Below are 25,489 nucleotides of genomic sequence, written 5' to 3'. Positions count from 1 at the left end.
AAACAACGGTGCCTGGACGGCACCGTTGTTTTTTTGAAATGTTTTATTTTTAAGTCAAGTATGAGGCTTTTTCACATGATATAATCATTGCAAAACCACATAAGGAGGGAAACAATGGAGAAACTCGGCACACGATATAACCCCTCTGACCTTGAAAAAAAATGGTATAACTACTGGCTGGAAAAAGGTTACTTCAAACCAAAGGGAAAAGGTGACTCATTCACAATCGTTATTCCACCACCAAATATAACTGGTAGCATCCACATGGGTCATGCCCTTAATCTCACCCTGCAAGATATTTTAATCAGGTATAAAAGGATGAGAGGTTTTAATACGTTATGGGTCCCGGGTGAAGACCATGCGGGAATAGCTACACAGAATGCTGTTGAGCGTTCCCTCGCTTCGAAAGGAATCAATAGAGAGGAACTTGGAAGAGAGAAATTTCTCGAAGAAGTCTGGGACTGGGTAAATACGTACAGAAAACGAATTGTTACTCAAATAAAGGCGATTGGTGCATCGTGCGACTGGTCAAGAGAGAGATTCACCCTGGACGAAGGTTTGAGTAAGGCTGTTCGTAAGGCCTTTGTTACCCTTTATAAAGAAGGGCTCATCTACAGAGGAAAATACATCGTTAATTGGTGTCCACGCTGCAAAACAGTCCTCTCGGATGAAGAAGTGGAACATGAAGACGAGAAAGGTGCATTTTATTACATCAGATATCCCCTGAAAGACGAAGAAAGTTACGTGATCATTGCAACCACAAGACCTGAAACGATGCTTGCAGATACCGCCGTTGCGGTACATCCTTCAGATGAACGCTATAAGGACCTTGTCGGGAAGACCGTGATTTTACCTCTCGTAGGAAGAGAATTACCGGTAATAGCCGATCATTATGTGGATCCTTCTTTCGGTACCGGGTGTTTGAAGGTTACTCCCGCTCATGACCCCAACGATTTTCAAATAGGTTTGAGACACAAACTCGATATAGTTGAGGTAATTGATAAAGACGCTAAGATAAACGAAAATGGCGGAAAATATGCTGGAATGGACAGATATGAAGCAAGGAAGGCTATCGTAAAAGATCTTGAAGAACAAGGGTATCTTGAAAAGATCGAATCAATGACTCATGCCGTCGGCAAATGTTACCGCTGCCATACAGTTGTTGAACCTTCTCTGTCTGACCAGTGGTACGTCAAAATCGGTCCCCTCGCTGAAAGGGCAAAAAAAGCCGTTGAAGACGGCGAAGTCGTTTTCTTCCCAGAACGCTGGAAGAAGGTTTACCTGAACTGGATGAACGAAATCAGAGATTGGTGTATTTCAAGGCAGTTGTGGTGGGGACACAGGATACCTGTCTGGTACTGTAATGATTGCGGCGAGATAATCGTCGAAGAAGATGATCCGACAAGCTGTCCTAAATGTGGTTCAAAATCCTTAAGACAGGATGAAGACGTTCTCGACACGTGGTTCAGTTCGCAATTATGGCCCTTCACGACCCTCGGATGGCCGGGAGAAACCGAAGATCTCAAAACCTTTTACCCAACATCTGTTCTCGTCACGGGGTTTGATATCATATTCTTCTGGGTAGCCAGAATGATAATGGCAGGCTACCACTTCACCGGAGAAAAGCCTTTCTCCGACGTTTACATACATCAACTAGTCAGGGACAAACACGGTAGAAAAATGTCAAAATCCCTTGGAAATGGTATAGACCCACTTGATGTTATCGAGGAATATGGAGCGGATCCAATGAGATTCACTTTGTCCATGTTAGCAGCCCAGGGAAGGGATATCAAACTCGATCCAAGGTTTTTTGACACTTATAAGCGCTTTGCCAATAAAATCTGGAACGCCTCAAGATTCGCAATAATGAACCTTGATAATTACGTACCGATAGAACTTACAGAGGAAACCCTTGAACTCGAAGATCGCTGGATTCTCTCCAGGCTTCAAAGAACCATTGAACAGGTCACAGATGCAATGGAGAATTACGATTTCAACATAGCCGCTAAAGCTATATACTCTTTCTTCTGGAATGAGTTCTGCGACTGGTACATCGAAACTGTCAAGCCGAGACTCCGTGAAAACGGAATGACAAAGCATGTCGCACAAAATGTTCTTGTAAAGGTTTTGGATCAATCCCTGAGGCTCCTGCATCCATTCATGCCCTTTATCACAGAAGAATTGTGGCAGAAGCTTCCAGTTGGCGGCGAAGCCATAATTATCAGTGACTGGCCGGCTGTGGATGATTCTTTGATTAATTCCCCCGCCGAGGAAGAGTTTGGAAGAATCATGAGTATAGTCAGAGGAATAAGAAACGTCAAAGCCGAAATGAATATCCCGCCGTCCACGAAGGTAAAGATTTATTACATAGGCACGGAACTTTCCAAACGTTCCTGTAACATCATATCCAATCTATCAAATTCCCATGAATTGGAACATAAAGCAGAAAAGGTCGCTGGAAGCGCAACTGCATACAGCGATGATAATTTGCACGTCTATGTGGAGCTTGTTGAGATTGACCTCGAAGCTGAATTGAAAAGGCTTGAAGCAAAATTGGCAAAAGAAGAGAAAGAATTGGAAAGGCTCGAGAAAAAACTTGCAAATAGGAATTTCGTCGAAAGAGCTCCGGAAGAGGTTGTTGAGGAAACAAAAGAAAAACTGAAAGCTGCCAAAAGCAATTGTGATAGGCTCAAAAAAATTATAGATGATTTGAAGTGACTGTTATGGAATACAGAGAAGCTCTGGAGTACCTTTATTCTTCGAGACCGTACGGAAAAATCAAGTACGGTCTCTTTCGTATTGAAGAATTGATGGAACGCCTGGGGAACCCTCAAGAAAGCTATCCTACCATACACATAACAGGTACAAACGGGAAAGGAAGTGTAGCAACGATACTCAAAGGGGTTCTCGAAGCCCATGGATTACACGTTGGTATGAATATATCACCGCATATCGTTTCCTTCAGGGAGCGAATTCAATTAGACAACAGGTACATAACAGAAGAAGAGGTATGTGAAACCCTGAAAGAAATTCTGCCAGCAATTGAAACGATGGATAAAAAAGGGCCAGAATATGCCCCGAGTTTCTTTGAGGTTGTAACCGCCATGGCCTTCCACTTTTTCAGAAAGAAAAAGGTGGATGTTGCCGTCATCGAAGTTGGCTTAGGCGGTAGATACGATGCAACCAATATCATTAAGAAACCTCTTGTTTCAGTCATAACAACTGTTTCTCTGGATCACAAAAACATACTGGGGAAGAACGAAGAAAAAATTGCTATTGAAAAAGCCGGGATCATCAAAGAAGGTGTTCCGGTTGTTTCAGGTGTAACACGTCCTTCCATTCGATATACAATCGAAGAAAAAGCCGGTGAAAAGAACGCTCCTTCATACTTTCTATGGAAAGATTTTCAGGTTGAGACGAAGGAATTAAAAATCAATGAAAACGTGTACAATTATTCTGGAGAGGAAACGTACCCCAACCTGGTCCTCTCTTTGAACGGTACCCATCAGGCAAGAAACCTGGCGGTAGCTATGAAAACCTTAGAGATCGCTTTTAATGGATTGAAAAAGAAGATCGATAATGCCAAACTGCGAGACAGCCTCAAAAAAACAAGCTGGCCCGGAAGGTTTGAGGTTTTAACCCATAAAAACAGGAAAATAATCCTTGATGGTGCTCATAATATCGACGGTGCTTATGCTCTACGGAACAGTCTTGAGATTTACTTCCCCGGTCAAAAGCTCGATATAATTTTCGGAAGTCTCGATGACAAAGACTACGAAAGCGTGATTTCAATTCTTGCACCTATCTCCGGGAAAGTTGTCGTAACAAAGGTTCCGAGTCACAGAAGCATAAATCCCGAGCGGGTGCGGGAAATATGGAAAGTGTACCACGGTAATGTTGAGTTTATAACGGAACCGGATAGAGCCTTTGAAAAATTTTTCAACAGCACACAAAATACTTTACTCATCACGGGTTCTCTGTATCTGGTGAGTTATCTTAGAAATCTAATCGTTGAGGGAGTTGGAGATATTGATAAAAGGCGTTGAAGGAGAAATAACAGAGATATCCGGAAACGAGGTCACACTGAAGGCAGGACAGTTCTATCTGAACATTCTGTGTTCGACCAATACAATAAAGGAACTTTCACTGTCGGCAAAGGTTCATCTTTTGACGTACCTTTCTTTCTCAGCCGACAGGGCCCCTGAAATATACGGCTTCAAAGACCGTGCGGAATATAACGTCTTTTTAATGCTGTTAAAAGCGAATAAGAATAGGCCCAAAAATGGCTTTGAAAATTCTCTCTGCAACTTCTCCGGAAATGCTTCAGAAGATGATAGCGTCAAAAGACATTTCCGGGCTTTCCAGATTGCCAGGATTAGGTAAAAAAACCGCCGAAAGGCTGGTTAGTGAACTTTACGATCTCGTAAAAGACTATGCGGTAGAGTTCCCGAAAGAACTGAGTGACGTTTCTGAAGACGCGGTCGGCGCGCTGACCGCTCTGGGATTCGATATGACAAGCGCCAAATTGGCTGTAAACGAGGTCCTGAAAGAGCAAACGGTAGAAAATACCCAGGAATTGGTAAGGAAAGCTCTGAGAAAACTAAATAAGACCCGGTAAAACATCTGCTTCCGCTGATTTATCATTTGAATTATACTGTTAATAGGGGGGATGTGAGATGACCGCAATTATTTTAGCGGCAGGACTTGGAAAAAGGATGAAATCCGAAATCCCGAAGGTGGTACACTCCATTCTCGGTTTACCAATGATAAATTGGGTTCTGAGAGCGGTCAAAAAAGCAGGAATAGAAAACATTATAGTAGTTACAGGATATAAAGCCGAGATCGTCGAAGCACTGTTACCTGAGGATGTTAAGACCGTAAGACAGGTAAAACAGCTTGGAACCGGACACGCTGTCATGGTAGCCCAAGATGCTGTCATGGATGATGAGGTCATAGTACTCACGGGTGACGCACCGTTAATATCCCCTGAAACCCTCATAAACCTATATAAAATAAGGCGCGAAAAAGATTACGACGTTGTCGTCGCAAGTACCTTTCAAGAGGACCCAACAGGATACGGAAGAATAGTGAGGGAAAATGGTAAGCTCAGAATCATAGAAGAAAAAGACGCTTCTGAGGAAATAAAGAGAATCAAAGAAATAAACAGCGGTATTTACGTTTTCAAAAGTGACTTTTTAAAAGACGCGTTGAAGAAAATTAACAATAACAACAACCAAAAAGAATACTATCTAACTGATACAGTTGCCCTGGCTGAAAAAGCCACGGCACATGTGATCGAAGACCCAACGGAGGTCCTTGGTGTTAACAACCGGGTACAACTCGCTGAGATCCAAAAGATAGCGCAAAAAAAGATAAATGAGAGGTTGATGCTAAACGGCATAACAATTGTGGATCCCGACACAACATATATTTCACCTGATGTTGAGATTGGACAGGATACGGTTATTGAACCCATGACCTTCATACTCGGGAAAACAAAAATAGGTAATAATTGCCTCATTGGACCAATGACCAGGATCATCGATTCAAGCATCGATGACAGCGTCTCAATCATAAGGTCTGAGGTGGAACAGGCTATCATAAAATCAGGAGCACGGGTAGGACCTTTTTCAAGATTGAGACCCGGAACAACGCTTCTGGAAAACACGAAGATAGGAAATTTTGTTGAAGTCAAGAAATCTACCATAGGTCGCAATAGTAAAGCACAGCACCTCACATATCTTGGAGACGCTACAATCGGAGAAGATGTAAATATTGGTGCTGGAACGATAACCTGCAACTATGATGGTGTTCGCAAACATCAGACCATCATTGAAAATAACTCTTTCATAGGAAGTAACTGTTCTCTTGTCGCCCCGGTAAAAATCGGCGAGGGTTCAGTTGTTGGTGCTGGTTCGGTTATTACCGATGATGTTCCACCATATTCTCTAGCCCTTGGAAGAGGAAGGCAGGTAATCAAAGAAGGTAGATATAAAAACAAGGAGAAAGGGGAATAATTATGCCTTTTCAGCCAAATGAAATGAAGGTTTTTTCCGGTTCCTCAAACCGGCAGCTTGCGGAGAAAATTGCGAAATATATAGGAATAGACCTCGGAAAATGTGAAGTTGAGAGATTTGCTGACGGGGAAATTAACATAAGGGTAGATGAAACGGTTAGAGGTCACGACATTTTTATTATCCAGCCAACCTGCCCTCCGGTAAACGAAAATCTGATGGAACTCCTCGTAATGATGGATGCGTTGAGAAGGGCTTCCGCAAAAAGCATTACAGCTGTGATCCCTTATTATGGTTATGCGCGCCAGGATAGAAAAGCAAGGGGACGGGATCCTATAACAGCGAAGCTTGTAGCAAACCTTCTCACCATTTCCGGGGCTTCAAGAATAATGACCATCGATCTGCACGCCGAGCAAATACAGGGTTTTTTCGACATTCCCGTGGATAATCTATGGGGGTTCCCGATCTTCAAAAGACACCTCGAAGAAAAAACGGATATCTCCAAAAATAACTTAGTCGTGGTTTCTCCTGATATCGGTGGAGTAAAACGCGCAAGCAAATTCGCTGAAAGGCTTGGTGTTCCTCTTGCAATATTGGACAAAAGAAGACCAAAGGACAACATCGCAGAAATCGTTCACGTAATTGGTGAGGTGGAAAACAGGACAGCTGTAATCTTTGATGATATAATAGACACCGGTCGCTCGTTGGTGGAAGCGGCGAAAATGATAAAAAATAAAGGCGCAAACAAGGTTTATGCGTGTGCTACACACGCCGTTTTATCAGGAAAAGCAAAGCAGTTAATCTCAGATTCACCCATTGAAAAGGTTTTTATAAGCGATACCATTCACCATCCCGAACTCCCTGAAAAGTTTGAAGTGGTTTCTATCGCTGGTTTGCTTGGTGAAGCGTTAATGAGAGTAAGAAAGAATCTTTCAGTAAGTATTTTGTTCAGATAGAGGAGGGATTCAGATGCACGAAGTAAGGTTACCTGCAGAAAAGCGTGATACTTCTGTCAAAGCAAAGGACCTTTTGAAGAACGGTAAGATTCCTGCTGTTGTCTACGGACCTGATGTAGAGTCTTTCCCGATTTCTGTGGACAAAGTTGAGGTTATGAGACATATCAACCACATCGTTGAAACGACCCCCATCGTTTTCGAGATCGAGGAAAACGGTGAAAAAAAAGAATACCACGGATTCCTGAAAGCTGTGCAGCGTGACAGAGTAAGCGATGCAATCATCCACATGGATTTCTATATCCCCGCAAAAGGGCACAAAATGGAAATCCACATACCTATCCATTTCATCGGTAAAGCAAAGGGTGTCGAAAAGGGTGGTATTCTTGAGCACATAATCACCCATTTGCCCGTTGAAACACTCCCAAGTACTATAGTAGAAGCTCTTGAGGTTAATATAGAGCACCTTGATCTTGGAGACGTTTTAAGGGTCAAAGACATTCCACTCCCAGAGGGTATGAAGGTACTCGCTGATCCTGAAGAGCCTGTCGTTGTTATCGAAGTACCACGCTCTATGCTGGCAGAGGGAACCGCTGCCGAGAAGGAAGAGGAAGCGGAACCTGAAGTCATTGAAAAGGGAAAGAAAGAGGAAGAAGAGGAATAAATGCTGGTCTTTATTGGACTGGGTAATCCTGGCCCACGTTATGTTCTCACACGGCATAACGTGGGCTTTCTCTTCGTGGACGAGTTACTGAAGAAATTTCAAATTGGAAGTAGTTACAGAGCAGAAACCTATGAAGCTTTCAAATTAAAGTCACAATCACCTGCAATCGCTGTCAAGCCTCTCACCTATATGAACAACAGCGGGATCGCCGTAAGGGATCTAATCCGCGATTTTGGATTGTCTCAGAACGACAGGCTTATCGTAATTTATGATGATGTCTGGATACCACTCGGCCGCCTGAGGATCAGGGAACGCGGAAGTGACGGGGGACACAACGGGGTAAAATCAATCATATCTTCTCTTGGAACCCAGGAATTTTCCAGAATCAGGATTGGAATCGGTCCCAAGCCTGATGACATTGACATGGTTTCCTATGTTCTCGGGGAATTTACAGATTCCGAATTAAAGGTATTGTGGAAAGTTCTTGATCTCGCGATATCAGCCGCTCAAGAGATGTTCGCTGCGGATTTTAAGAAAGTCATGTCCCGCTACAACTCTATAGGGGTGGAGTAGACTTATGAGGTTCAACCTGAAAGCTCCCTTTGAACCAAGGGGGGATCAACCCGAGGCGATAACCAGGTTGGTGGAAGGTTTAAGGCGAGGAGACAGGTTTCAAACTCTCCTTGGAGTCACGGGTTCAGGTAAAACCTTTACCATGGCCAGTATTATAGAACGGGTTCAGCAACCGGCTTTGGTTATCTCCCCCAATAAGGCACTGGTAGCTCAGCTTTACAGGGAGTTCAGGAGCTTTTTCCCTGAGAACAGGGTTGAACTCTTTATCAGTTACTATGACTACTATCAGCCAGAAGCCTATATTCCTACCAAAGACCTTTATATCGAAAAAGATGCAGATATAAATGATTTGTTGGCAAGAATGAGAATCTCCGCACTGAAATCCGTGCTGACACGCAAAGATGTCGTTGTTGTTGCCAGTGTCTCCGCTATTTACGCCAGTGGAGACCCCAGGGATTTCCAGGAGCTGAACATATCACTGGAAATAGGTCAGAGGATTCCCAGAAATGAACTTGCCTTAAAACTAGCAAGTATACAGTACTCACGATCTGAAGACATCTCAAGTGGAGGTGTTTTTCACCTCCGGGGTGATGTTGTTGAGATCTTCCCTCCTTATGAAGACTATGGTATAAGAATATATTTCTTCGATGATGAAATCGAGCGAATTATTTCCTTCGATCCAATGAACAGGAAAACTCTCGAGGAGTTTGATAGGATTATCATATACCCTGCCAAAGAATTCGTCACCACCGAAGAAAAGATAAAGCATGCGGTCAAGGAGATCGAAAGAGATCTGGAATTACGTGCGAAAGAACTGGAGAAGAACGGCAAATATCTTGAAGCACAGCGTTTAAAACAAAGAACCCTGTACGATCTTGAAATGCTAACAACCCTCGGTTACTGCTCTGGCATCGAAAACTATTCGCGGTATTTCGATGGAAGAAAACCCGGTGAACCACCCTACACAATTTTAGACTATTTTGATAAGAGCGAAATGATCGTATTCCTGGATGAATCACATATAACCGTTCCACAAATCAGAGCTATGTATCATGGTGACCATTCTCGAAAGAAGAACCTTGTGGAATACGGATTCCGCCTTCCGTCAGCTTTTGATAACAGACCTCTCACATTTGAGGAGTTCTTAGAAAGTGTTGGACAGATAATTTTTGTGTCAGCCACTCCGGGAGATTACGAACTGAGTGTTTCCACTCAGATTGTTGAGCAGCTCATAAGACCAACCGGTTTGATCGACCCGGAGGTGGTTGTCAAACCTACTCAAAATCAGGTAGATGATTTCATAGAAGAAGTACAAAAGGTAATAGAAAGAGGTGAACGGGCACTTGTTACGGTACTGACAAAAAAGGCTGCCGAGATGTTCAGTGCTTACCTCAACGAACTCGGTATAAGAGCTGAATACCTGCATTCAGAACTCGATACGGTTGAAAGGGTTGAGGTACTGAAAAAACTAAGGGAAGGCAGCGTTGATGTGGTTGTCGGCGTAAACCTGCTCAGGGAAGGGCTCGACCTACCTGAGGTCTCCCTTGTTGCTATAATGGATGCGGATAAAGAAGGTTTTCTGCGCTCAGAAACGACCTTAATTCAAACCATAGGAAGGGCAGCAAGAAATATCAACGGGAAGGTCCTGCTGTATGCTGACAGGATAACAAATTCCATGAAACGTGCCATCGAAGAGACTAATCGGAGAAGAATGAAACAACTCATGTATAATATAGAACATGACATAAAACCTGAGAGTATCGTTAAACCCCTGTACGAAAATATTTTTGAAGAGTTTGCTGACAACGAAGAAAAGATAGAAATCGCCAAAAACACCTACCTTGATGGCATTCTTGCGTTGAAAGAGGATCTTGAAGCTGAAGAATACCTTGCACTACTGGAAGAAGAGATGTGGAGGGCCTCAAGTGAACTACGTTATGAGGATGCAGCGATGTTACGTGACGAGATGCTCAGAATCAAGCGAGAAACAAAGAAAGACAACATTTAAGGGGCTGATCATATGAAAATCGTCGCTACAAACAAAAAAGCACGCTTTCAGTACCATATTCTCGAGACCTATGAAGCAGGTATACAGCTACTGGGAACCGAGGTTAAATCCTTAAGAAATGGTTCAGCTTCCATATCGGAAGCTTTCTGCAAGTTTGAGGACGGAGAGCTCTTTCTAATAAACGCAAACATTAGCCAGTATAGTCATGGAACACACTGGAACCACGATCCTTTAAGGAAAAGGAAACTTCTTATGCATAAAAGGGAGTTGCTTCGAATCGCTCAAAAAGTCAAAGAACGTGGATTGACACTGATACCTACAAAAATATACTTCAACGACAAAGGTATCGCGAAAGTGGAGATTGCCCTGGCAAAAGGAAAACGGCTTTACGACAAACGTGAAGATATAGCGAAGCGTGATCTGGAAAGGCGTCTTAAAAGGCGTGTTGACTATTGAAAACAACACCCATCGAACGATTTTAGGTATCAACCTGTCGAAAATATGAGAACAGTGGTTATGATCAATAGACTGGGGGTGTTTTTGTGAGGAAAACTATTTTCCTGGTTTCGTTCCTGCTTGTAATCGTTGCTTCTTTTGCTGGCATTTTGGAACTCGCACCAATGCTACCATCAGATTCTCAGATGATAATAGTGGTAGAAAACCTACCAGGTTCGTACGCGCAATTCAAAAAGCTGACTCTTGGCGACAGCTTGCTCAACCAGCTGGCTCTGGAACAGACAATAAGTCAGCAGATAGAACTGGTTGCTTACAACAATGGTGTTGATCCTTCATCGGTGTATGCAGCGTTGTCCGGTGACCTGGCAATTGCTTCATGGGCTACCTCCGAAAATGAATACAAAATGATAATAATTCTTGGCCCTATAAATAATCCCAAAAGTGTTGCTTCCGCTCTAAAAAAGGTGCTCGATTTCTTTTTACCCTTTGAATTTGAAATACTGGTCGACTCGAACTATCTGTTTATTGGTAATGTTACCGAATATGCCAATTTGAAAAAAGGCATTTCCGTTGATGCATTGACTGGTGATCTCGAACCCGGCATTTCTTATTTATATATGCGCAACACCGACATCCTTTCAAGAATGTCCTTCAGATACAGTGACAACCTCCTATTAGGCCAGGGCTACACAATACCTCTATCCGATAAAGCGAAAGAACAAGTCAAGACGCTCTTCTCAGGAATGTCAATAAACGATCTGGAAGAGCTACCACATCTACCTCTTGCTGGATTCATGTTCCGTGCAAATGACCTTCCGGAAGCTGAAGAACTTTTATCCACACAATTGAATTTCTCTCTCATGTCCGAAAAATTGGGCATCTCACAGGATATCCTGAAAAGCATTTCCAGGAATTTAACCGGCACAATCCTCGTTGATATAGATCTCCCCATGGAAGAACTATTTAACAACCTCTTCGCTGCCCAACAATCAAATGGAAACGCTAACACCGCCCCTACTCTCCCCGTTAAAACCATAAGCCGCATCGGATATATGGGAACTCTCGAAGAAGTTAAAAACGCGCTATCTGCCAAAGAAGTGGATGTCACTATCAATGAGGACGTGCTGAAGACCGATAAAAATGTGTTCATATGGAAAAACAACAGATGGCTTTATACCTCAAATCTCGATAAGTCTGAAGCCTATTCTGCTCTTGACAATTCAACGCCTTACACACAAAGTTCTCTGTATCAAAGTTTTTTGAAACTTATGGCAAAAGATAGGTTTTTAACCTTCTTTATGGATACAGGCTATATACTTTCAGCACTCTTCGGTACGGAAATACAAAGTGGAATAATGTCAGCGGCATGGTATTCAGATGTAAACACCCGGATTGAAGGACTAATGGTTATTAAGTAGTAAAAAAAGCCCCCAACAGGCTGAGCGGAGAGCGGATGGGGGCAAGGAACATCTCGTAAAAAAATTATACCATCTTCTCCGAAGATAGTCAAGCGTATACTGAGGTGGTCTCTATGAGGGTAGATCTTTTTCTTAAAAAGAACAGAATCATAAAAAGAAGAACCCTTGCCAAGCAAGCGGTTGAAAAAGGCTACGTTCTTAAAAACGGCCACACAACCAAACCCGGAGTAGCCCTGAAGCCCGGAGACGAGCTAAAAGTTATTTTTTCAAATAGAGTTATATCGTTGAAAGTTACCGAGGATTTCAGTGCAGAAATCATCGAAGAGGTCAGGAGATGAATTCTCCTGACCTTATTTTATGAACGTCTCCACGCTCGTCCATAATTGTCATATAGTCTGAGGCTATTTTCAATATCGTTCCCTTTATCTTCATTCCGGAATTGAGACTAACAGCAACTACGTCACCTTCGCGATATGCCAGATATTTCTTCCATCTTCTCGTTAGATAGCCGCTCTTTTTTTTCATTACATATCGGCTCCTCAAAGCATCAATTTTTTTCAACAAAATAGCCAGCAACAAAGATACATCCATTTCCTTTCCTATAACATCTTTCAAGGAAATACCCGTTTCTTTCAATTCTTCGGGCAGATCATTGTTCACGTTTAGACCGATCCCCGCAACGATACCGGCAATTCTGGTGCCTTTGAAAATCACTTCTGTTAAACTTCCTGCCAGCTTTCTGTCGGAAACAACAATATCATTTGGCCACTTTATTTTTGCCGGGCAGCCGATTCTCTGAAGGGTCTCGACAACGGCAACTGAGATGACTTTGGTGTAGAGATTTGGATCCCTTAACAAGCGTGGTTTGAACACTACCGAGAACCACAGTCCCCCTTTTGGGGAAATCCATCGTCTCTTGAATCTCCCGTATCCACCCGTTTGTTCCAGAGCCCAAACAACACTTCCGGACGGCAGCTTATCTATGTTCGAAATGGCATATTTGTTGGTGGATTCAAGTACTGAAAAAGATATCAGTTTCTCTCCTACTTTCATTTCATCAACCCCTTGGGGTCATTTCCGGAAATTCCTTCACATGCACATCGAGTTGGGGGAAGGGGATGGATATTCCTTTTTCTTTCAACTTGCTATAAATTCTTTCTGCAACAGCATTTTGAACATCAAAGTAGTTTTTCCTTTCAAACCAGAAATAAAGCCTGAAATCAATACTGGAAGACTTGAATCCATCGAAAACGACAAAGTTAGAAACACCCGTTTGCACTATCATTTCCTCCTCATCGAGGACCTCCTGCAGGAGTTTCAACGCAAGACCTATATCCGTCTCGTAAGGAAGAGCCACAGTCATCTCCATACGCCGAATATTTCCGGGCCAGTAATGAACGATTGGATTGGTCCAGACGATCTTATTTGGTATCAGAACCTTCTTTCCATCGAATGTTCTGATGTGGGTGTGGTTTATATTGACCTGCTCAACTATGCCAACATCATCCCCGACTTTTACAACGTCGCCTTCCTTTATCGTACGGCCAACCAGAAGGAAGAGCCCCGAAGCAAGGTTTTCCAGCGGTTGCTGAAGGGCAAACCCAACAATGATCCCGCTAACACCTATTCCCGTAATTATTGGTACGAGATCTTCAAAGATGAGAGAAAGGATTATCATCGCGGCTATGAGAAAGAAAACTATATTGAGTATCAATCGAACAGTATTGGGTGCCTTTAATGGAGTCCCTCTCTTTTCCGAAACTGCGGAGACAATCTTAAAAATCGTTTTTGAGAATATAAAAGGATATGCCTAAAACAGCCAGACTCAATCCAATCTTTATAACAACGTTCACCCAGTTATTCATCAAAACCACCACTCTCAAAAACATTTTCCGGTCCCGGGAATTCCCCGTTCTTCACCTCTTCATTGTACTTCTTCAGGGCATCAACGATGTCCTTTCTCAGATTGGCGTATCTCTTGACGAATCTCGGCGAGAATTCCGTATTGATTCCCAGCAGATCATGCCATACAAGCACCTGCCCGTCACAATACCTACCAGCACCAATACCTATCGTAGGAACGCTGGTCTCTTCCGTAAGCTTTTTTGCTATTCCCTCAACAACCAGCTCGAGAACAATGGCAAACACTCCCGCTTCTTCCAATAGCTTGACGCCTTCCAATAATCGTTTAACACTTTTATCGGTCTTTCCCTGCACACGATATCCGCCTATTACGTTAACATGCTGGGGTGTCAACCCAAGGTGCCCCATCACTGGTATGCCAAAATCCACCAGTTTCTTCACAAGCCCCGCAACCTCGGCGCCGCCTTCAAGCTTCACAGCGTTTGCACCAACCTTAATAAAACGCCCGGCGTTTTCTATCGCCTTTTCTTCAGAAACCTGGTAAGACAAAAAGGGCATATCCGCTATAACAAAGGTGTTCGGCGCACCCCTTCTCACGGCCGAAACGGCGATAAGCATCTCCTCCATTGTCACCGGTAAGGTATTTTCATAACCGAGTATAGTATTACCATAAGAATCTCCAACAAGCATCATATCTATACCGGCTTCTTCTGCCATCTTAGCCTGAAAGTAACTGTAAGCTGTCACCATGGAAAGCTTTCGCTTGCCCTTTGAATTAATTATCTGCCTTATGTTCAAGGTTTCCCCTCCCCTTGAAACTGATTATCGTTTTGCTCAAAAGTTCGTAAAGTTCCGAAAGATCCTGTGATAGTTTTTTCAATTCCTCAGTTTCTTTTTTTATAGTTTCTACATCATTCCTGATCGCAGGGCCAGTTAGAGTACCTATCAGATCCTCGCTTTTGATCCTTTCAAGAATTACGGACGCATAGTTTGATACTATTCTACGCGCTGTTTCATCAGGCAGTCCCGCTTCAACATACAGTCGCCTCGAGATTTCAAACAGCACCTGCGTGAAATTGGCTGAAAAGACCGCGGCCGTATGGTAAAGAACCTTGTCTTTCTTCCCAATAATTGACACTGAAAGACTCGCTTTGTGCAAAAAATTTGTTAAAAATCTCAAGCCTTTTTCATTTCCTTCTATGATACAGTCCACATTTCTAATACGTCTCAAGGCTTTTTCAGGATCAGAAATCGATATATTAGGATGCAGGCTCCCAACACCCTTTCCAGCCTTTGCGGCTTCCTCAAAAAGAGCGCTACTGTGTGCACCGCTGAAATGAAAGAAATATTCGGGTGATGTATTTTGCTCCCATATTCTGAGGAAAACGTCCCGAATAGCGTCATCATTTACAGAGATGAATACTGCACCGGAAAGCTCTTTCAATAATTCCATTCCACCTGCAATGGCTCCCGGTACTCTTTTTGATAGTTCAACCGCTTTTTCAGGAATGCAATCGATAATGAATTTTACGGGATAACCAAGTCCTTTGAAAAAAATAGCAAACATTGACCCGGAACGACCTGCACCAACAAAGGATATCTCTTCGCTCACAAAACCTCGCCTCACATTCAGACCTTTCACAAAAGACTTTACCGGAGAAAAAAATATAATAACCCTTCTGATGATAGAATTATACAACGTGGGAAGAAGGTAAACTACCCTTTAGAACCCTGGAACATCTTCCAGAAAGGTTGTGAACGGTATGAAATGTAAGAAATGCGGAGCTCAGGCAATTATACATCTCAAACAACATAATATAGCTCTATGTGCGAAACATTATGAAGAGTTCTTTCTCTCAAGAGTGAAAAAGGCTATACACATGTTCAAGATGTTCGATAAATCCTCTAAAATTCTTGTCGCCGTATCCGGTGGCAAGGACAGCCTTGTTCTCTGGGACGTTCTTTACAGACTTGAATATCAAACCGAGGGACTCTATATAGATCTCGGTATCGGAAGTTATTCCGAAACGTCCAAAGAAAAAGCAAAAAGCTTCGCGAAATCAAGGAACCTCACCTTGCATATTGAAGATGTCAGGAAATACCTCCATGGACTTTCCACACCTGAAGCGGCATGGAAGATGCGTCGCAAAACCTGCTCTGTCTGCGGTCTTGTTAAACGCTATATCATGAATAAATTCTCCCACGAAGGCGATTATAAAGTAATCGCCACAGGGCATAATCTGGATGACGAGGCAGCCACACTGCTCGGAAACCTGCTTCACTGGCAAACCGGTTATTTGGGAAAGCAATATCCTGTACTTCCAAAAACTCATGAAAAACTCACTCCAAAGGTAAAGCCATTGATTCTTGTCACGGAGAAGGAGGTTGCCACCTTTGCCATTATGAAAGGAATAGAATACATCTTCGAGGAGTGTCCTTCCGCAAGGGGAGCTTCTTCTATCGTATACAAGAGACTGCTGAACGATCTCGAGTTATCGCAACCTGGCGCAAAACAACGGTTCCTCATGGATTATTATAAAAACAAAGGGATATTCGATAATGCCGAAGAAGATTCTGTCAAACTAAACGAATGTTCAAGGTGCGGTTATCCAACAACACAAGAAGTGTGTTCATTCTGTAAACTCACTGAACGCCTGGAGCAAAAGCTAAATGAAAAAAGAACATGATGTGATTCTCTTTCTGTCCTACATAATTATTTTAGTTTTCGGGCTGACCATTCTATACAGCGTAACATGGGGGAGGAGATTCTCCTATCTCTTTTACAGACAACTTTCCTGGGATATACTATCCGTCGGCGTGTTCTTCCTATTCAGCAGAATAAAAAGAAAATTCTGGGAAGACAACGCCGTTTATCTTTTGTTGCTTTCTTTTGGGTTACTCGTCGTTGTTTTATTGACACCACCCGTCGCAGGTGCAAACCGCTGGCTGGATCTTGGAATCGCGAGCTTTCAACCTTCAGAACTCGCAAAATTATCTATCGTTATGTTTCTCGCCTGGCTTTATACAAAGGACCAGACTCTGAAAATCGGAATAATCGGATTTTTTACAACCATTGCGGCTTCCTTTCTTGTTTTTATCGAACCGGACTTTGGTACAGCCCTCATGCTTTTCGCGTTGTGGTTCGTTATTACTTTTGTTAGTGCTAAATTTGACAGGCTCCTGATCGCTTCTTTCATCATCATAATAGCGGTTTCTCCCTTCGTGCTATTCTTTGGCTTGAAAGAATACCAGTTGAAGCGAATACTGAGTTTTCTCAATCCAGCAGCTTATTCAAGGGAGGCCGCTTACAATACAATCCAGGCAATGAGGGCAATAGGTTCCGGCGGATTCTCCGGAAAAGGGTTCTTACAGGGTGATATGAGCAGGTACGGGTTCGTTCCTGAAAATCATACAGACTTCATTTTCTCAGCCGTCGGGGAACAATTTGGTTTTTTGGGTTCCGTTTTGCTTATAGCACTCTATACCGTTCTGATATGGAGAATATGGAAGACAGCAAAAAACACCCATTCTGAATTCATGGCTCTCGTATCTACAGGCTTTTTAACCATTATTCTCTTCCACATTATCGAAAACATCGGAATGAATCTCGGGCTTTTCCCGGTCACCGGTATCCCCCTGCCCTTCATCAGCTACGGTGGCAGTTCTGCCCTTTTCTTCTCAGCACAGCTCGGCATGATATACGGAGCTTCTGAAAAAACTGCAAAGACATAGTTTTCCTCCACTTGCGCTATAATTGAAAAGAATAAAGAGGGGAGGTAGCGAAATGAAACTCGTAGAATCTGTTCCTAACTTCAGCGAAGGAAGAAGAAAAGAGGTTATTGAAGGGATAGTGAACGAAGCCCGTAAGATCAGAAGGGTATGGATACTCGATTATTCAAGCGACCCTGACCACAATCGTTCAGTGGTGACACTGGTGGGAGAACCTGAACCATTGCTCGAAGCACTTTTCAAGATGACAAAAAAGGCAGCTGAGCTCATTGACCTGAGAAAGCACACAGGCGAACACCCAAGAATGGGAGCAACTGATGTCATACCGCTTGTTCCCATAATGAATGTCACGAAAGATGAATGTATTAGCTTATCCAGGATCCTCGGCGAGAGAATCGGCAATGAACTCAATATACCTGTTTATCTATACGAACAATCCGCAACCTCACCCACCCGTGAAAACCTTTCTAACATAAGAAAGGGCGAATTCGAGGGCTTTTCTGAAAAAATAAAAATGAAAGAGTGGAAACCAGATTTTGGTCCTGACAAAGTTCACCCTTCCGCGGGTGTTGTTGCTGTCGGTTGTAGAGAGTTCTTGATAGCTTTTAACGTAAATCTTGGAACAGACAATATCGAGGTCGCGAAGAAAATAGCAAAGGCCGTCAGACATATAAGCGGTGGGTTCAGATACGTCAAAGCCCTGGGATTCAAACTCGAGGAAAGAAAGATCGTTCAAGTGTCCATGAACCTTACGAACTTCAAAAAGACACCAATTCACCGCGTTTTTGAAGTTATAAAACTGGAAGCTGAAAGATACGGTGTTCCCATCGTTGGTTCAGAAATTGTGGGACTCATCCCGCTGAATGCTCTGAGTTCCGTTGCTGATTTCTATCTCAGACTGGAAAAATTTGATTCCAGTACCGTACTGGAAAACAAGATTCTTCAGAAGATAGTAGAGGAGGAATGAGTGTGAGGGTTGACCTCACAATAACAAACCTTTCAGAAATAGTTTCTCCAAAAGGCAAACCACCTGTCTGCGGCAAAAATATGTCGCAGCTCTCAATTCGAAAGAATAAGAATATAGCTATAAAAGATGGAAAAATCGTTTATATTGGTTCTGAAATCCCCCCGGCTCTGCGAACAATAAACGCTAATGGCGCAATCGCCCTTCCGGGACTTGTGGATCCCCACACCCACATTCCATTTACCGGTAACCGGGCTCATGAGTTCATAATGCGGCTTCACGGAAAAAGCTACATGGAGATCATGCAGGCGGGAGGTGGCATATTATCCACTGTTAAGGCAGTAAGAAAGGCCTCACTCAAAGAACTTGTTTTAAGAGGAGCATATGCACTGAATGAGATGCTAAAGCTGGGAGTTACCACCGTTGAGGGGAAAAGCGGTTACGGGCTAGAAAAAACAGCTGAAATAAAGCAATTGAAAGCATTGAAATTATTAAACAAAGTTCAACTTGTTGACGTTATCCCGACCTTTCTTGGGGCACATGCTTTACCAGAAGAATTCGAAGACAAGAAGGAGTATCTAAATTACCTTTCCAACATGCTCAAGGATGTGAGAGAATATACTGACACGGTAGATATTTTCTGTGAAAAAGGAGTTTTCGAAGTCGAGGAATCGAGGGAATTCCTTGAAAGAGCTAAAGCCATGGGTTTCCGCTTGAGATTGCACGCCGATGAATTGGCACCCTCCGGGGCTGGTAAGCTCGCCGTTGAACTCAGAGCGGTATCCGCAGACCATCTCATATCCGCTGATGACGAAACCCTCGAGGCTATCTCTAAAAGTGCAACAACAGCTGTTATCCTTCCGGGAACATCTTTCTTTCTGAAAGAACGTTTCGCCAGAGGTAGAAAGATGATAGATCTGGGAAGTGCTGTTGCTCTGGCTTCTGATTTTAACCCTGGTTCGTGCAATATATACGATCCTTATTTGATCATGCACCTGGCTGTTACCCGGTGTGGCTTGGAAATCGAAGAAGCTGTCACTGCTTACACCATAAACGCCGCTCATATTCTGAACCTTTCTAACAGGAAAGGAAAGATAGAAGAAGGGTACGATGCTGACATTGTTTTATTGGGACTAAATTCCTATACTGAAATCCCTTACATGTTTTCACGAATTACTGTTGTTTCTGTAATAAAATCAGGCAGAGTGGTTTTCCATGAATCTTGAAATCTATCTAACGGGTAAAGTGAAAACCAAATTCATTTTAGAAGGTGTGGAACAATATCTAAAATGGATTAGACCATATCATAAAATTAAAATAACGTCTTTCCCTCTAGCCGGCAGCACATCGGCCAACAGGGATCAAATAAAGAAAAAAGAAGGCGAACGCTACCTCAAAGCGTTGCAAAATGAAAAGAACGTTGTTGTGCTTCACGAGCGCGGTGAAGAACTGAGCTCTATGGAATTTGCAACTTTTATAAAAAAGTGGCAAAATAGTGGTACGAGGAAGCTCATATTCATAATCGGAGGGCCTCTGGGGTTCAGTGATAACGTGCTTTCACAAAACTGGAAGAAATTATCGCTGTCACGAATGACCTTCACCCACGAAATGGCCCTTCTTGTCTTACTTGAACAGCTGTACAGAGCTGAAACTATAAACCGTGGAATGATTTATCATTATTGAAAAACAACCGATATTTTTTTGGAGGTGGAACAAGAGTGGAAGAACCTGCCAGTAGTGGTGATCCTTTATCTATTATCATTAATCTCATTTTTTTGATTTTCCTGCTGTTTCTTTCTGGGGTGTTTTCCGGTTCTGAGACTGCCCTCATGTCCGTCAGCAAGTTGAAATTGCGGAAGTACGCAGAAGACGAAAAAGATGACTCAAGAAAAGAAATGATAAACAAGTACATCGAACAACCAAACAAGATGCTGACAGCAATCCTTGTTATGAACAATCTCGTGAATATCCTTGCTTCAGCTGAGGCCACACTGTTAGCTCTTAAGTTGTTACCAGAAACGTCGGAGGGTGTTGCTGCTGCAGTCGTCACAGGTATAATGACCTTCCTGATACTCGTTTTTGGAGAAATTACACCGAAGATATACGCAAGGGAGAATACAGAAAAAGTATTTAATAGTGTTATAGGTCTCATTTCCTTTATTACGATCGTACTCAAACCTGTGATATGGCTTCTTGTGAGTCTATCGAATTTCTTCATAGTCATAATCGGGGGAAAATCAATGCGAGAGACGCCTTTTATCACTGAAGATGAGATCATATCCGCTGTTGATGTTGGACACAAAGAAGGTGTCCTTCAAGATCAGGAAAGACAGATGATGAAACGTTCGCTGGAGCTTAAGGATATTTCGGTAAGGGAAATCATGACACCAAGGGTTGAAATGGTATGCATGGAAGAGAATGAATCTCTTATGGATCTAATGAAAGTTGTCGAGGATGAGGGCTACTCGAGGATACCTGTTTATAGGGAAAACATTGACAGGATCGTGGGCGTTTGTTATGCCAAAGACCTTTTCAGGTACATCATCGATACCAATGACGAGAAAGAAACCCTTGAAAAAACTCCGGTAAAAGAGATGATGCGACAACCATATTTCGTCCCTGAGACAAAGAAAGTTGACGACCTTATGAAAGAATTTAAGGAACAGAAAATACACCTTGCGATTGTCGTTGATGAATACGGCGGAACCGCTGGATTGGTTACAATGGAAGACATTCTTGAAGAACTCACCGGTGAAATCCTGGATGAATACGATATCGAAGCCGAAGAAATTACCATCAAAAAGGTGGGTGATAATGTTTATATAGTTGATGCCATGACACCCATCAACGACCTTGAAAGGGAACTCGACGTAAAGTTCCCGGAAACAGAATATGAGACCATCGGGGGATACCTGCTTGAGATCCTTGAAAGGTTCCCGGAAATTGGCGAACGTATTGTGGTCGGAGATTTCATTTTTGAAATCCTTGCCGCAGGAAAAAAGAAGATCGAAAAAATCAGACTAATAGTAGATCGGGGGAAGAAAAATGTTGCAGAAAGACCTGGAGAAAAAACTGATAGAAATGGCAACAAAGGCTAAAGAAAGGTCCTATTCTCCTTATTCCAACTTTGCCGTTGGAGCAGCACTGCTGACAGAAGATGGCGAGATATTTCTCGGAACAAACATCGAGAATTCTTCTTTCGGCCTGACGATCTGCGCTGAACGTTCCGCGATCTTCTCGGCTGTTTCTTCCGGGAAACGGAAATTCAAAGCCATCGCGATAATAGGTTCACAGGATGACCCCACGCCACCCTGCGGGGCTTGCAGACAGGTTATGGCAGAGTTCGGAGATTTCGATGTAATTCTTGTGGGAAAAGAGAAAATCATCAGAACATCTGTTTCAGAATTGCTACCTTTACAATTCAAACTGAATGAGGATGAGTGATATCTATGGAAAAATCTCTGGGTTTTAAAACATATTTCGAAGGAAAAGTGGTAAAACTCGAAAAACACGAGGTAGAGTTAGAGAATGGTTCAAAAAGCTTCCGCGAAGTGGTAAGACACCCGGGTGCCGTTGCTGTTGTAGCCCTTTTAGAAGACAGGGTATTGATGGTTAAACAGTACAGATTTCCCGTTGAAGATGATCTGCTGGAAATTCCGGCTGGAAAACTCGAAATGGGTGAGGATCCCCTAGAATGCGCTAAAAGAGAATTAATGGAAGAAACAGGTTGCTCACCAAAAAAAATAACGCTTATGACTCAGTTATACACCTCCCCGGGGTTCTCTGATGAAAGGATATATCTTTATCTGGCGGAAGTAGAGCGTAACTCCGCACCCAATCCGGATGAAGACGAGATAATCGATGCCATCGAAATGCCTTTTGAAGAAGTTCTTCAGCTCATTTTAGAAGGAAAGATAAGGGATGGTAAAACCATTGCCGGAATTCTCTTTGCTGATAGAATTAGAAATAGGTGGTGATATACAATGATCAGAGTAAGATTCGCGCCAAGTCCCACAGGATATTTGCACGTGGGTGGTGCAAGAACGGCGTTATTCAATTATCTCTTTGCAAGGCATACCGGTGGAACATTCGTTTTGAGGATAGAGGACACCGATATCGAAAGATCAACAAAAGAATCTGAAGAGAAACTGATGGAATCTCTCCTCTGGCTCGGAATTTCCTGGGACGAAGGTCCAGATGTTGGTGGCCCTTATGGCCCTTACAGGCAGAGCGAGCGAACGAAGATCTATCGTGAACACTGTGACAGACTTATCAAAGAAGGGAAGGCCTATCCAGTATACGCTTACCCTGAAGAAATTGAAAAAATACATGATGAACTGCTTGCACAAGGCAAGCCGCCTCACTATTCTGAAGAATTGTTTAAACAATTTGATACACCTGAAAGGAGAAAAGAGCTGGAAGAGCGCGGCCTCCAACCGGCGATCTTCTTCAAGATGCCACGAAGGGAGTTCGTGTTCATAGACATCGTAAAAGGGAAAGTTGCTTTTAAAGAAGGGTCGATAGGTGACTTCGTTATACTGAGGTCAAACGGCCTTCCAACGTATAACTTCGCCGTGGTTGTAGACGACATGACGATGAAAATTACACACGTTATTCGTGGCGACGACCATCTTTCAAACACCTTGAGGCAACTCGCCATATACGAAGCCTTTGAGGTTGAAGCGCCTGCTTTCGCGCACGTTTCGACCATTCTCGGGCCTGATGGACAAAAAACTGAGCAAACGCCATGGACATACCTCCATCGAGGAATTCAGAGAAAAGGGGTTCTTGCCTGAAGCTTTCGTAAACTTTCTTGTTCTCCTTGGATGGTCTCATCCGGACGGTAAAGAGATCATGGACGAAAACGAAATGATTGAAAAGTTCTCACTTGAACGCTTGAATTCAAGTCCTGCGGTGTTTGACGTTACCAAGGCACGCTGGATGAACGGGGTTTACATACGCCAGACAAGTATAGAAAGAGTCACTGAGCTGGCTATCCCATATATCGTCAAGAAAGGGTATATGACGGAAGAACAAGCAAGAGCGAACATAAAATGGCTTAGAAAAGCCGTGGACTCTGTACGCAAAGGCGTCGAAACCCTTGAAGAAATTCCCGAAAAACTAGCCGTTTACTTCAAAGGACCTGAAACCATGAAGCTCTCGATTAAAACCGAGGAGGAAAAACAAGTCGCACTTGCCCTTAAAAAAATCAAAGAACGCCTCGACGAGCTCGACAGTTGGGACCATAAAATAGTAGTAGATGTTATTAGAAATGTGATAAAAGAGATTAAGCCAGACAGGAAGCTTTTCTATCACACCTTCAGGAAGGTTCTCACAGGTATGGACGAAGGGCCTGAACTCGTTGAAATTCTCTACCTGCTTGGAAGAAATAAAGTGATAGACAGAATAGATAGGGCGGTGGGTAATCTGTGCTGAGGATAACAAACACTCTCACAGGAAAAAAGGAAGAATTCATCCCGATAACCCCCGGAGAGGTCAGGATCTACGTTTGCGGACCCACGGTGTACAATTTTGTGCATCTCGGGAACAGCCGCCCCGCCATAACCTTCGATGCCTTCAGGAGATATCTCGAGTACCGGGGATACCGGGTAATTCTTGCTCAAAACTTCACCGATATTGATGACAAAATAATCATCAAAGCGAATGAGGAAGGTGTGGATGCGCTGGAAATCGCTGAGCGTTACATCGTTCAGTACTGGAAGGATTCTCTGGCTCTGGGGATAAGGCCGGCAAACTTCCACCCGAGAACGACTCATTTCGTAGATGAAATTATAGAATTCATACAGGATCTGATCGATAAGGGTTTTGCCTACGTTGTAGACGGCGACGTGTACTTTAATGTCTCGGAATTCAAAAATTATGGAGAACTATCTCACAGGAAACTCGAAGATATGATAGCAGGTGCGAGAATCGAGCCGGGTGAAAAGAAGAAATCCCCGGAAGATTTCGCATTGTGGAAAGCCGCAAAAGAAGGGGAACCTTTTTGGAACAGCCCCTGGGGACCCGGAAGGCCCGGCTGGCATATAGAGTGCTCGGTGATGTCAACATGCATCCTCGGCGAGACCTTTGACATCCATGCTGGTGGAGCTGATCTGATATTCCCGCACCATGAGAATGAAAAAGCTCAATCAGAAGCGCGACATGGCAAGACCTTCGCCAGGTACTGGATGCATAACGGCATGATGAGACTCGCGGGCTCCAAGATGTCAAAATCTCTCGGAAATTTCATCACGATAAAAGATGCCGTCAAAAAATATGGAAAGGACGCAATCAGATTGTTTATCTTCTCCAAGCACTACCGTTCGCCGATAGACTACTCTGAAGAGATGCTCGCTGAAAACCTGAGAGCGGTGAAAAGGGTAAACGCTATACTCCGGGATTTCGAAAAATCCGAAGGTGACAAACCACTGTTTTCAAAAAAGACGCCTTTCGTGAAGGAACAAATAGAACGTTTTATCGAAGCACTGGATGACGACTTTAACACCCCAAAAGCCGTTGCCTTGATGTTCGATCTGATCAATAAAATGGGTGAGACAAAAAACAGAAACAGAAAACTGGAAATCTATCATCTTATCCGAAATGAATTCGGCCCCGTTCTGGGAATACTCGAAAAGGACGAAGAGGTAAGTGCAAACATCGATGGTCTCGTAAAACTACTGATAGAGATACGCGCAGAATTCAAGAAGGATAAAAACTACGAGAAAGCTGATCAGATCCGAGATAGGCTCAACGAACTTGGAATAAAACTCATGGATACACCGGAAGGAACGAAGTACACTTTCTAAAGTTCTGGCGTTGCTGACGCTTGACAACTTCAATTGTCGAT

At 43.2% G+C, this 25,489-nt stretch carries 25 protein-coding genes and 1 pseudogene; 22 read left to right on the top strand and 4 right to left on the bottom strand.

Features of this window, described 5'->3' with window-relative positions; translation table 11 throughout:
* The first annotated feature begins 114 nt into the window (after positions 1 to 114).
* From DU53_RS09070 to DU53_RS09020, 12 genes are all read left to right on the top strand, one after another.
* Positions 115 to 2,718: a valine--tRNA ligase gene (locus tag DU53_RS09070; protein ID WP_015869067.1), complete on the top strand. Its 2,604-nt coding sequence runs from the start codon at positions 115 to 117 to the stop codon at positions 2,716 to 2,718.
* A 5-nt stretch (positions 2,719 to 2,723) separates the two neighbouring features.
* On the top strand, positions 2,724 to 4,046 hold the full coding sequence (locus tag DU53_RS09065; RefSeq protein WP_041288728.1) for a folylpolyglutamate synthase/dihydrofolate synthase family protein: 1,323 nt from the start codon (positions 2,724 to 2,726) through the stop codon (positions 4,044 to 4,046).
* The gene (locus DU53_RS13365) at positions 4,012 to 4,383 is read left to right on the top strand and encodes an OB-fold domain-containing protein (RefSeq protein WP_153020849.1); all 372 of its coding nucleotides are present in this window, start codon (positions 4,012 to 4,014) and stop codon (positions 4,381 to 4,383) included. Before DU53_RS09065 ends, DU53_RS13365 begins: the two co-directional genes overlap by 35 nt.
* Positions 4,283 to 4,618 carry a Holliday junction ATP-dependent DNA helicase RuvA gene (locus tag DU53_RS12000; RefSeq protein ID WP_082853900.1) on the top strand — a complete coding sequence of 112 codons (336 nt, stop codon included), beginning with the start codon at positions 4,283 to 4,285 and terminating at the stop codon, positions 4,616 to 4,618. The genes DU53_RS13365 and DU53_RS12000 overlap by 101 nt, the downstream gene beginning before the upstream one ends.
* A gap of 58 nt (positions 4,619 to 4,676) precedes the next feature.
* Positions 4,677 to 6,017: a bifunctional UDP-N-acetylglucosamine diphosphorylase/glucosamine-1-phosphate N-acetyltransferase GlmU gene (glmU, locus tag DU53_RS09055; RefSeq protein ID WP_015869064.1), complete on the top strand. Its 1,341-nt coding sequence runs from the start codon at positions 4,677 to 4,679 to the stop codon at positions 6,015 to 6,017.
* Positions 6,018 to 6,019: 2 nt separating this feature from the next.
* Positions 6,020 to 6,970 carry a ribose-phosphate pyrophosphokinase gene (locus DU53_RS09050; protein WP_015869063.1) on the top strand — a complete coding sequence of 317 codons (951 nt, stop codon included), beginning with the start codon at positions 6,020 to 6,022 and terminating at the stop codon, positions 6,968 to 6,970.
* 13 nt (positions 6,971 to 6,983) lie between these two features.
* Positions 6,984 to 7,631, top strand: a complete 648-nt coding sequence (locus tag DU53_RS09045; RefSeq protein ID WP_015869062.1) for a 50S ribosomal protein L25 — start codon at positions 6,984 to 6,986, stop codon at positions 7,629 to 7,631.
* Positions 7,632 to 7,634: 3 nt separating this feature from the next.
* Complete coding sequence (gene pth / locus DU53_RS09040; RefSeq protein ID WP_369816080.1) at positions 7,635 to 8,204, top strand: aminoacyl-tRNA hydrolase; 570 nt, start codon at positions 7,635 to 7,637, stop codon at positions 8,202 to 8,204.
* A 4-nt stretch (positions 8,205 to 8,208) separates the two neighbouring features.
* Positions 8,209 to 10,212, top strand: a complete 2,004-nt coding sequence (gene uvrB, locus DU53_RS09035) for an excinuclease ABC subunit UvrB (RefSeq protein ID WP_015869060.1) — start codon at positions 8,209 to 8,211, stop codon at positions 10,210 to 10,212.
* A gap of 12 nt (positions 10,213 to 10,224) precedes the next feature.
* On the top strand, positions 10,225 to 10,668 hold the full coding sequence (smpB, locus tag DU53_RS09030) for an SsrA-binding protein SmpB (protein WP_015869059.1): 444 nt from the start codon (positions 10,225 to 10,227) through the stop codon (positions 10,666 to 10,668).
* An 86-nt stretch (positions 10,669 to 10,754) separates the two neighbouring features.
* The gene (locus DU53_RS09025) at positions 10,755 to 12,086 is read left to right on the top strand and encodes a hypothetical protein (protein ID WP_015869058.1); all 1,332 of its coding nucleotides are present in this window, start codon (positions 10,755 to 10,757) and stop codon (positions 12,084 to 12,086) included.
* Between the two features lie 113 nt (positions 12,087 to 12,199).
* Positions 12,200 to 12,424, top strand: a complete 225-nt coding sequence (locus DU53_RS09020; protein ID WP_015869057.1) for a S4 domain-containing protein — start codon at positions 12,200 to 12,202, stop codon at positions 12,422 to 12,424.
* Here the strand turns inward: DU53_RS09020 and DU53_RS09015 are convergent.
* The 4 genes from DU53_RS09015 to DU53_RS09000 all read right to left on the bottom strand — a co-directional run bounded on the left by DU53_RS09015 (position 12,414) and on the right by DU53_RS09000 (position 15,561).
* Entirely contained in the window at positions 12,414 to 13,139 is a 726-nt protein-coding gene (locus DU53_RS09015) for a biotin--[acetyl-CoA-carboxylase] ligase (protein WP_015869056.1), read from the bottom strand. The genes DU53_RS09020 and DU53_RS09015 overlap by 11 nt on opposite strands.
* A gap of 4 nt (positions 13,140 to 13,143) precedes the next feature.
* On the bottom strand, positions 13,144 to 13,800 hold the full coding sequence (locus DU53_RS09010) for a mechanosensitive ion channel family protein (protein ID WP_082853899.1): 657 nt from the start codon (positions 13,798 to 13,800) through the stop codon (positions 13,144 to 13,146).
* Positions 13,801 to 13,943: 143 nt separating this feature from the next.
* Positions 13,944 to 14,747, bottom strand: a complete 804-nt coding sequence (gene panB, locus DU53_RS09005) for a 3-methyl-2-oxobutanoate hydroxymethyltransferase (protein ID WP_063728459.1) — start codon at positions 14,745 to 14,747, stop codon at positions 13,944 to 13,946.
* Entirely contained in the window at positions 14,725 to 15,561 is an 837-nt protein-coding gene (locus tag DU53_RS09000; protein ID WP_015869053.1) for a Rossmann-like and DUF2520 domain-containing protein, read from the bottom strand. Before DU53_RS09000 ends, panB begins: the two co-directional genes overlap by 23 nt.
* A 151-nt stretch (positions 15,562 to 15,712) precedes the next feature.
* On the opposite strand from DU53_RS09000, the gene DU53_RS08995 reads away from it, so the two are divergent.
* The 10 genes and pseudogenes from DU53_RS08995 to cysS all read left to right on the top strand — a co-directional run bounded on the left by DU53_RS08995 (position 15,713) and on the right by cysS (position 25,448).
* Entirely contained in the window at positions 15,713 to 16,636 is a 924-nt protein-coding gene (locus DU53_RS08995; RefSeq protein WP_015869052.1) for a TIGR00269 family protein, read from the top strand.
* The gene (locus DU53_RS08990) at positions 16,620 to 17,681 is read left to right on the top strand and encodes an FtsW/RodA/SpoVE family cell cycle protein (RefSeq protein WP_015869051.1); all 1,062 of its coding nucleotides are present in this window, start codon (positions 16,620 to 16,622) and stop codon (positions 17,679 to 17,681) included. The genes DU53_RS08995 and DU53_RS08990 overlap by 17 nt, the downstream gene beginning before the upstream one ends.
* Before the next feature lie 52 nt (positions 17,682 to 17,733).
* Positions 17,734 to 18,645, top strand: a complete 912-nt coding sequence (ftcD, locus tag DU53_RS08985) for a glutamate formimidoyltransferase (RefSeq protein WP_015869050.1) — start codon at positions 17,734 to 17,736, stop codon at positions 18,643 to 18,645.
* 2 nt (positions 18,646 to 18,647) lie between these two features.
* Positions 18,648 to 19,868 (top strand): imidazolonepropionase, encoded by a 1,221-nt coding sequence (gene hutI, locus DU53_RS08980; RefSeq protein ID WP_201030048.1) that lies wholly within the window; start codon positions 18,648 to 18,650, stop codon positions 19,866 to 19,868.
* A complete protein-coding gene (locus tag DU53_RS08975) occupies positions 19,858 to 20,325 on the top strand; it encodes a 23S rRNA (pseudouridine(1915)-N(3))-methyltransferase RlmH (RefSeq protein WP_015869048.1) in 468 nt (155 codons plus the stop codon). The genes hutI and DU53_RS08975 overlap by 11 nt, the downstream gene beginning before the upstream one ends.
* 35 nt (positions 20,326 to 20,360) lie before the next feature.
* Entirely contained in the window at positions 20,361 to 21,740 is a 1,380-nt protein-coding gene (locus DU53_RS08970; RefSeq protein WP_015869047.1) for a hemolysin family protein, read from the top strand.
* Positions 21,688 to 22,086 carry a cytidine deaminase gene (locus DU53_RS08965; RefSeq protein WP_015869046.1) on the top strand — a complete coding sequence of 133 codons (399 nt, stop codon included), beginning with the start codon at positions 21,688 to 21,690 and terminating at the stop codon, positions 22,084 to 22,086. Before DU53_RS08970 ends, DU53_RS08965 begins: the two co-directional genes overlap by 53 nt.
* A gap of 5 nt (positions 22,087 to 22,091) precedes the next feature.
* Positions 22,092 to 22,619, top strand: a complete 528-nt coding sequence (locus DU53_RS08960; RefSeq protein WP_015869045.1) for an NUDIX hydrolase — start codon at positions 22,092 to 22,094, stop codon at positions 22,617 to 22,619.
* Between the two features lie 6 nt (positions 22,620 to 22,625).
* Positions 22,626 to 24,078: pseudogene (gene gltX, locus DU53_RS13360) on the top strand (glutamate--tRNA ligase).
* Positions 24,075 to 25,448: a cysteine--tRNA ligase gene (gene cysS / locus DU53_RS08950; protein WP_041289015.1), complete on the top strand. Its 1,374-nt coding sequence runs from the start codon at positions 24,075 to 24,077 to the stop codon at positions 25,446 to 25,448. The pseudogene gltX and the gene cysS overlap by 4 nt, the downstream one beginning before the upstream one ends.
* Positions 25,449 to 25,489 lie beyond the last annotated feature (41 nt).

Source organism: Kosmotoga sp. DU53 (assembly GCF_001639905.1).
Lineage (GTDB): Bacteria > Thermotogota > Thermotogae > Petrotogales > Kosmotogaceae > Kosmotoga > Kosmotoga olearia.
The sequence above is the reverse complement of the archived record's forward strand: the minus strand, read 5'-3'. Positions and strand labels throughout refer to the sequence as shown.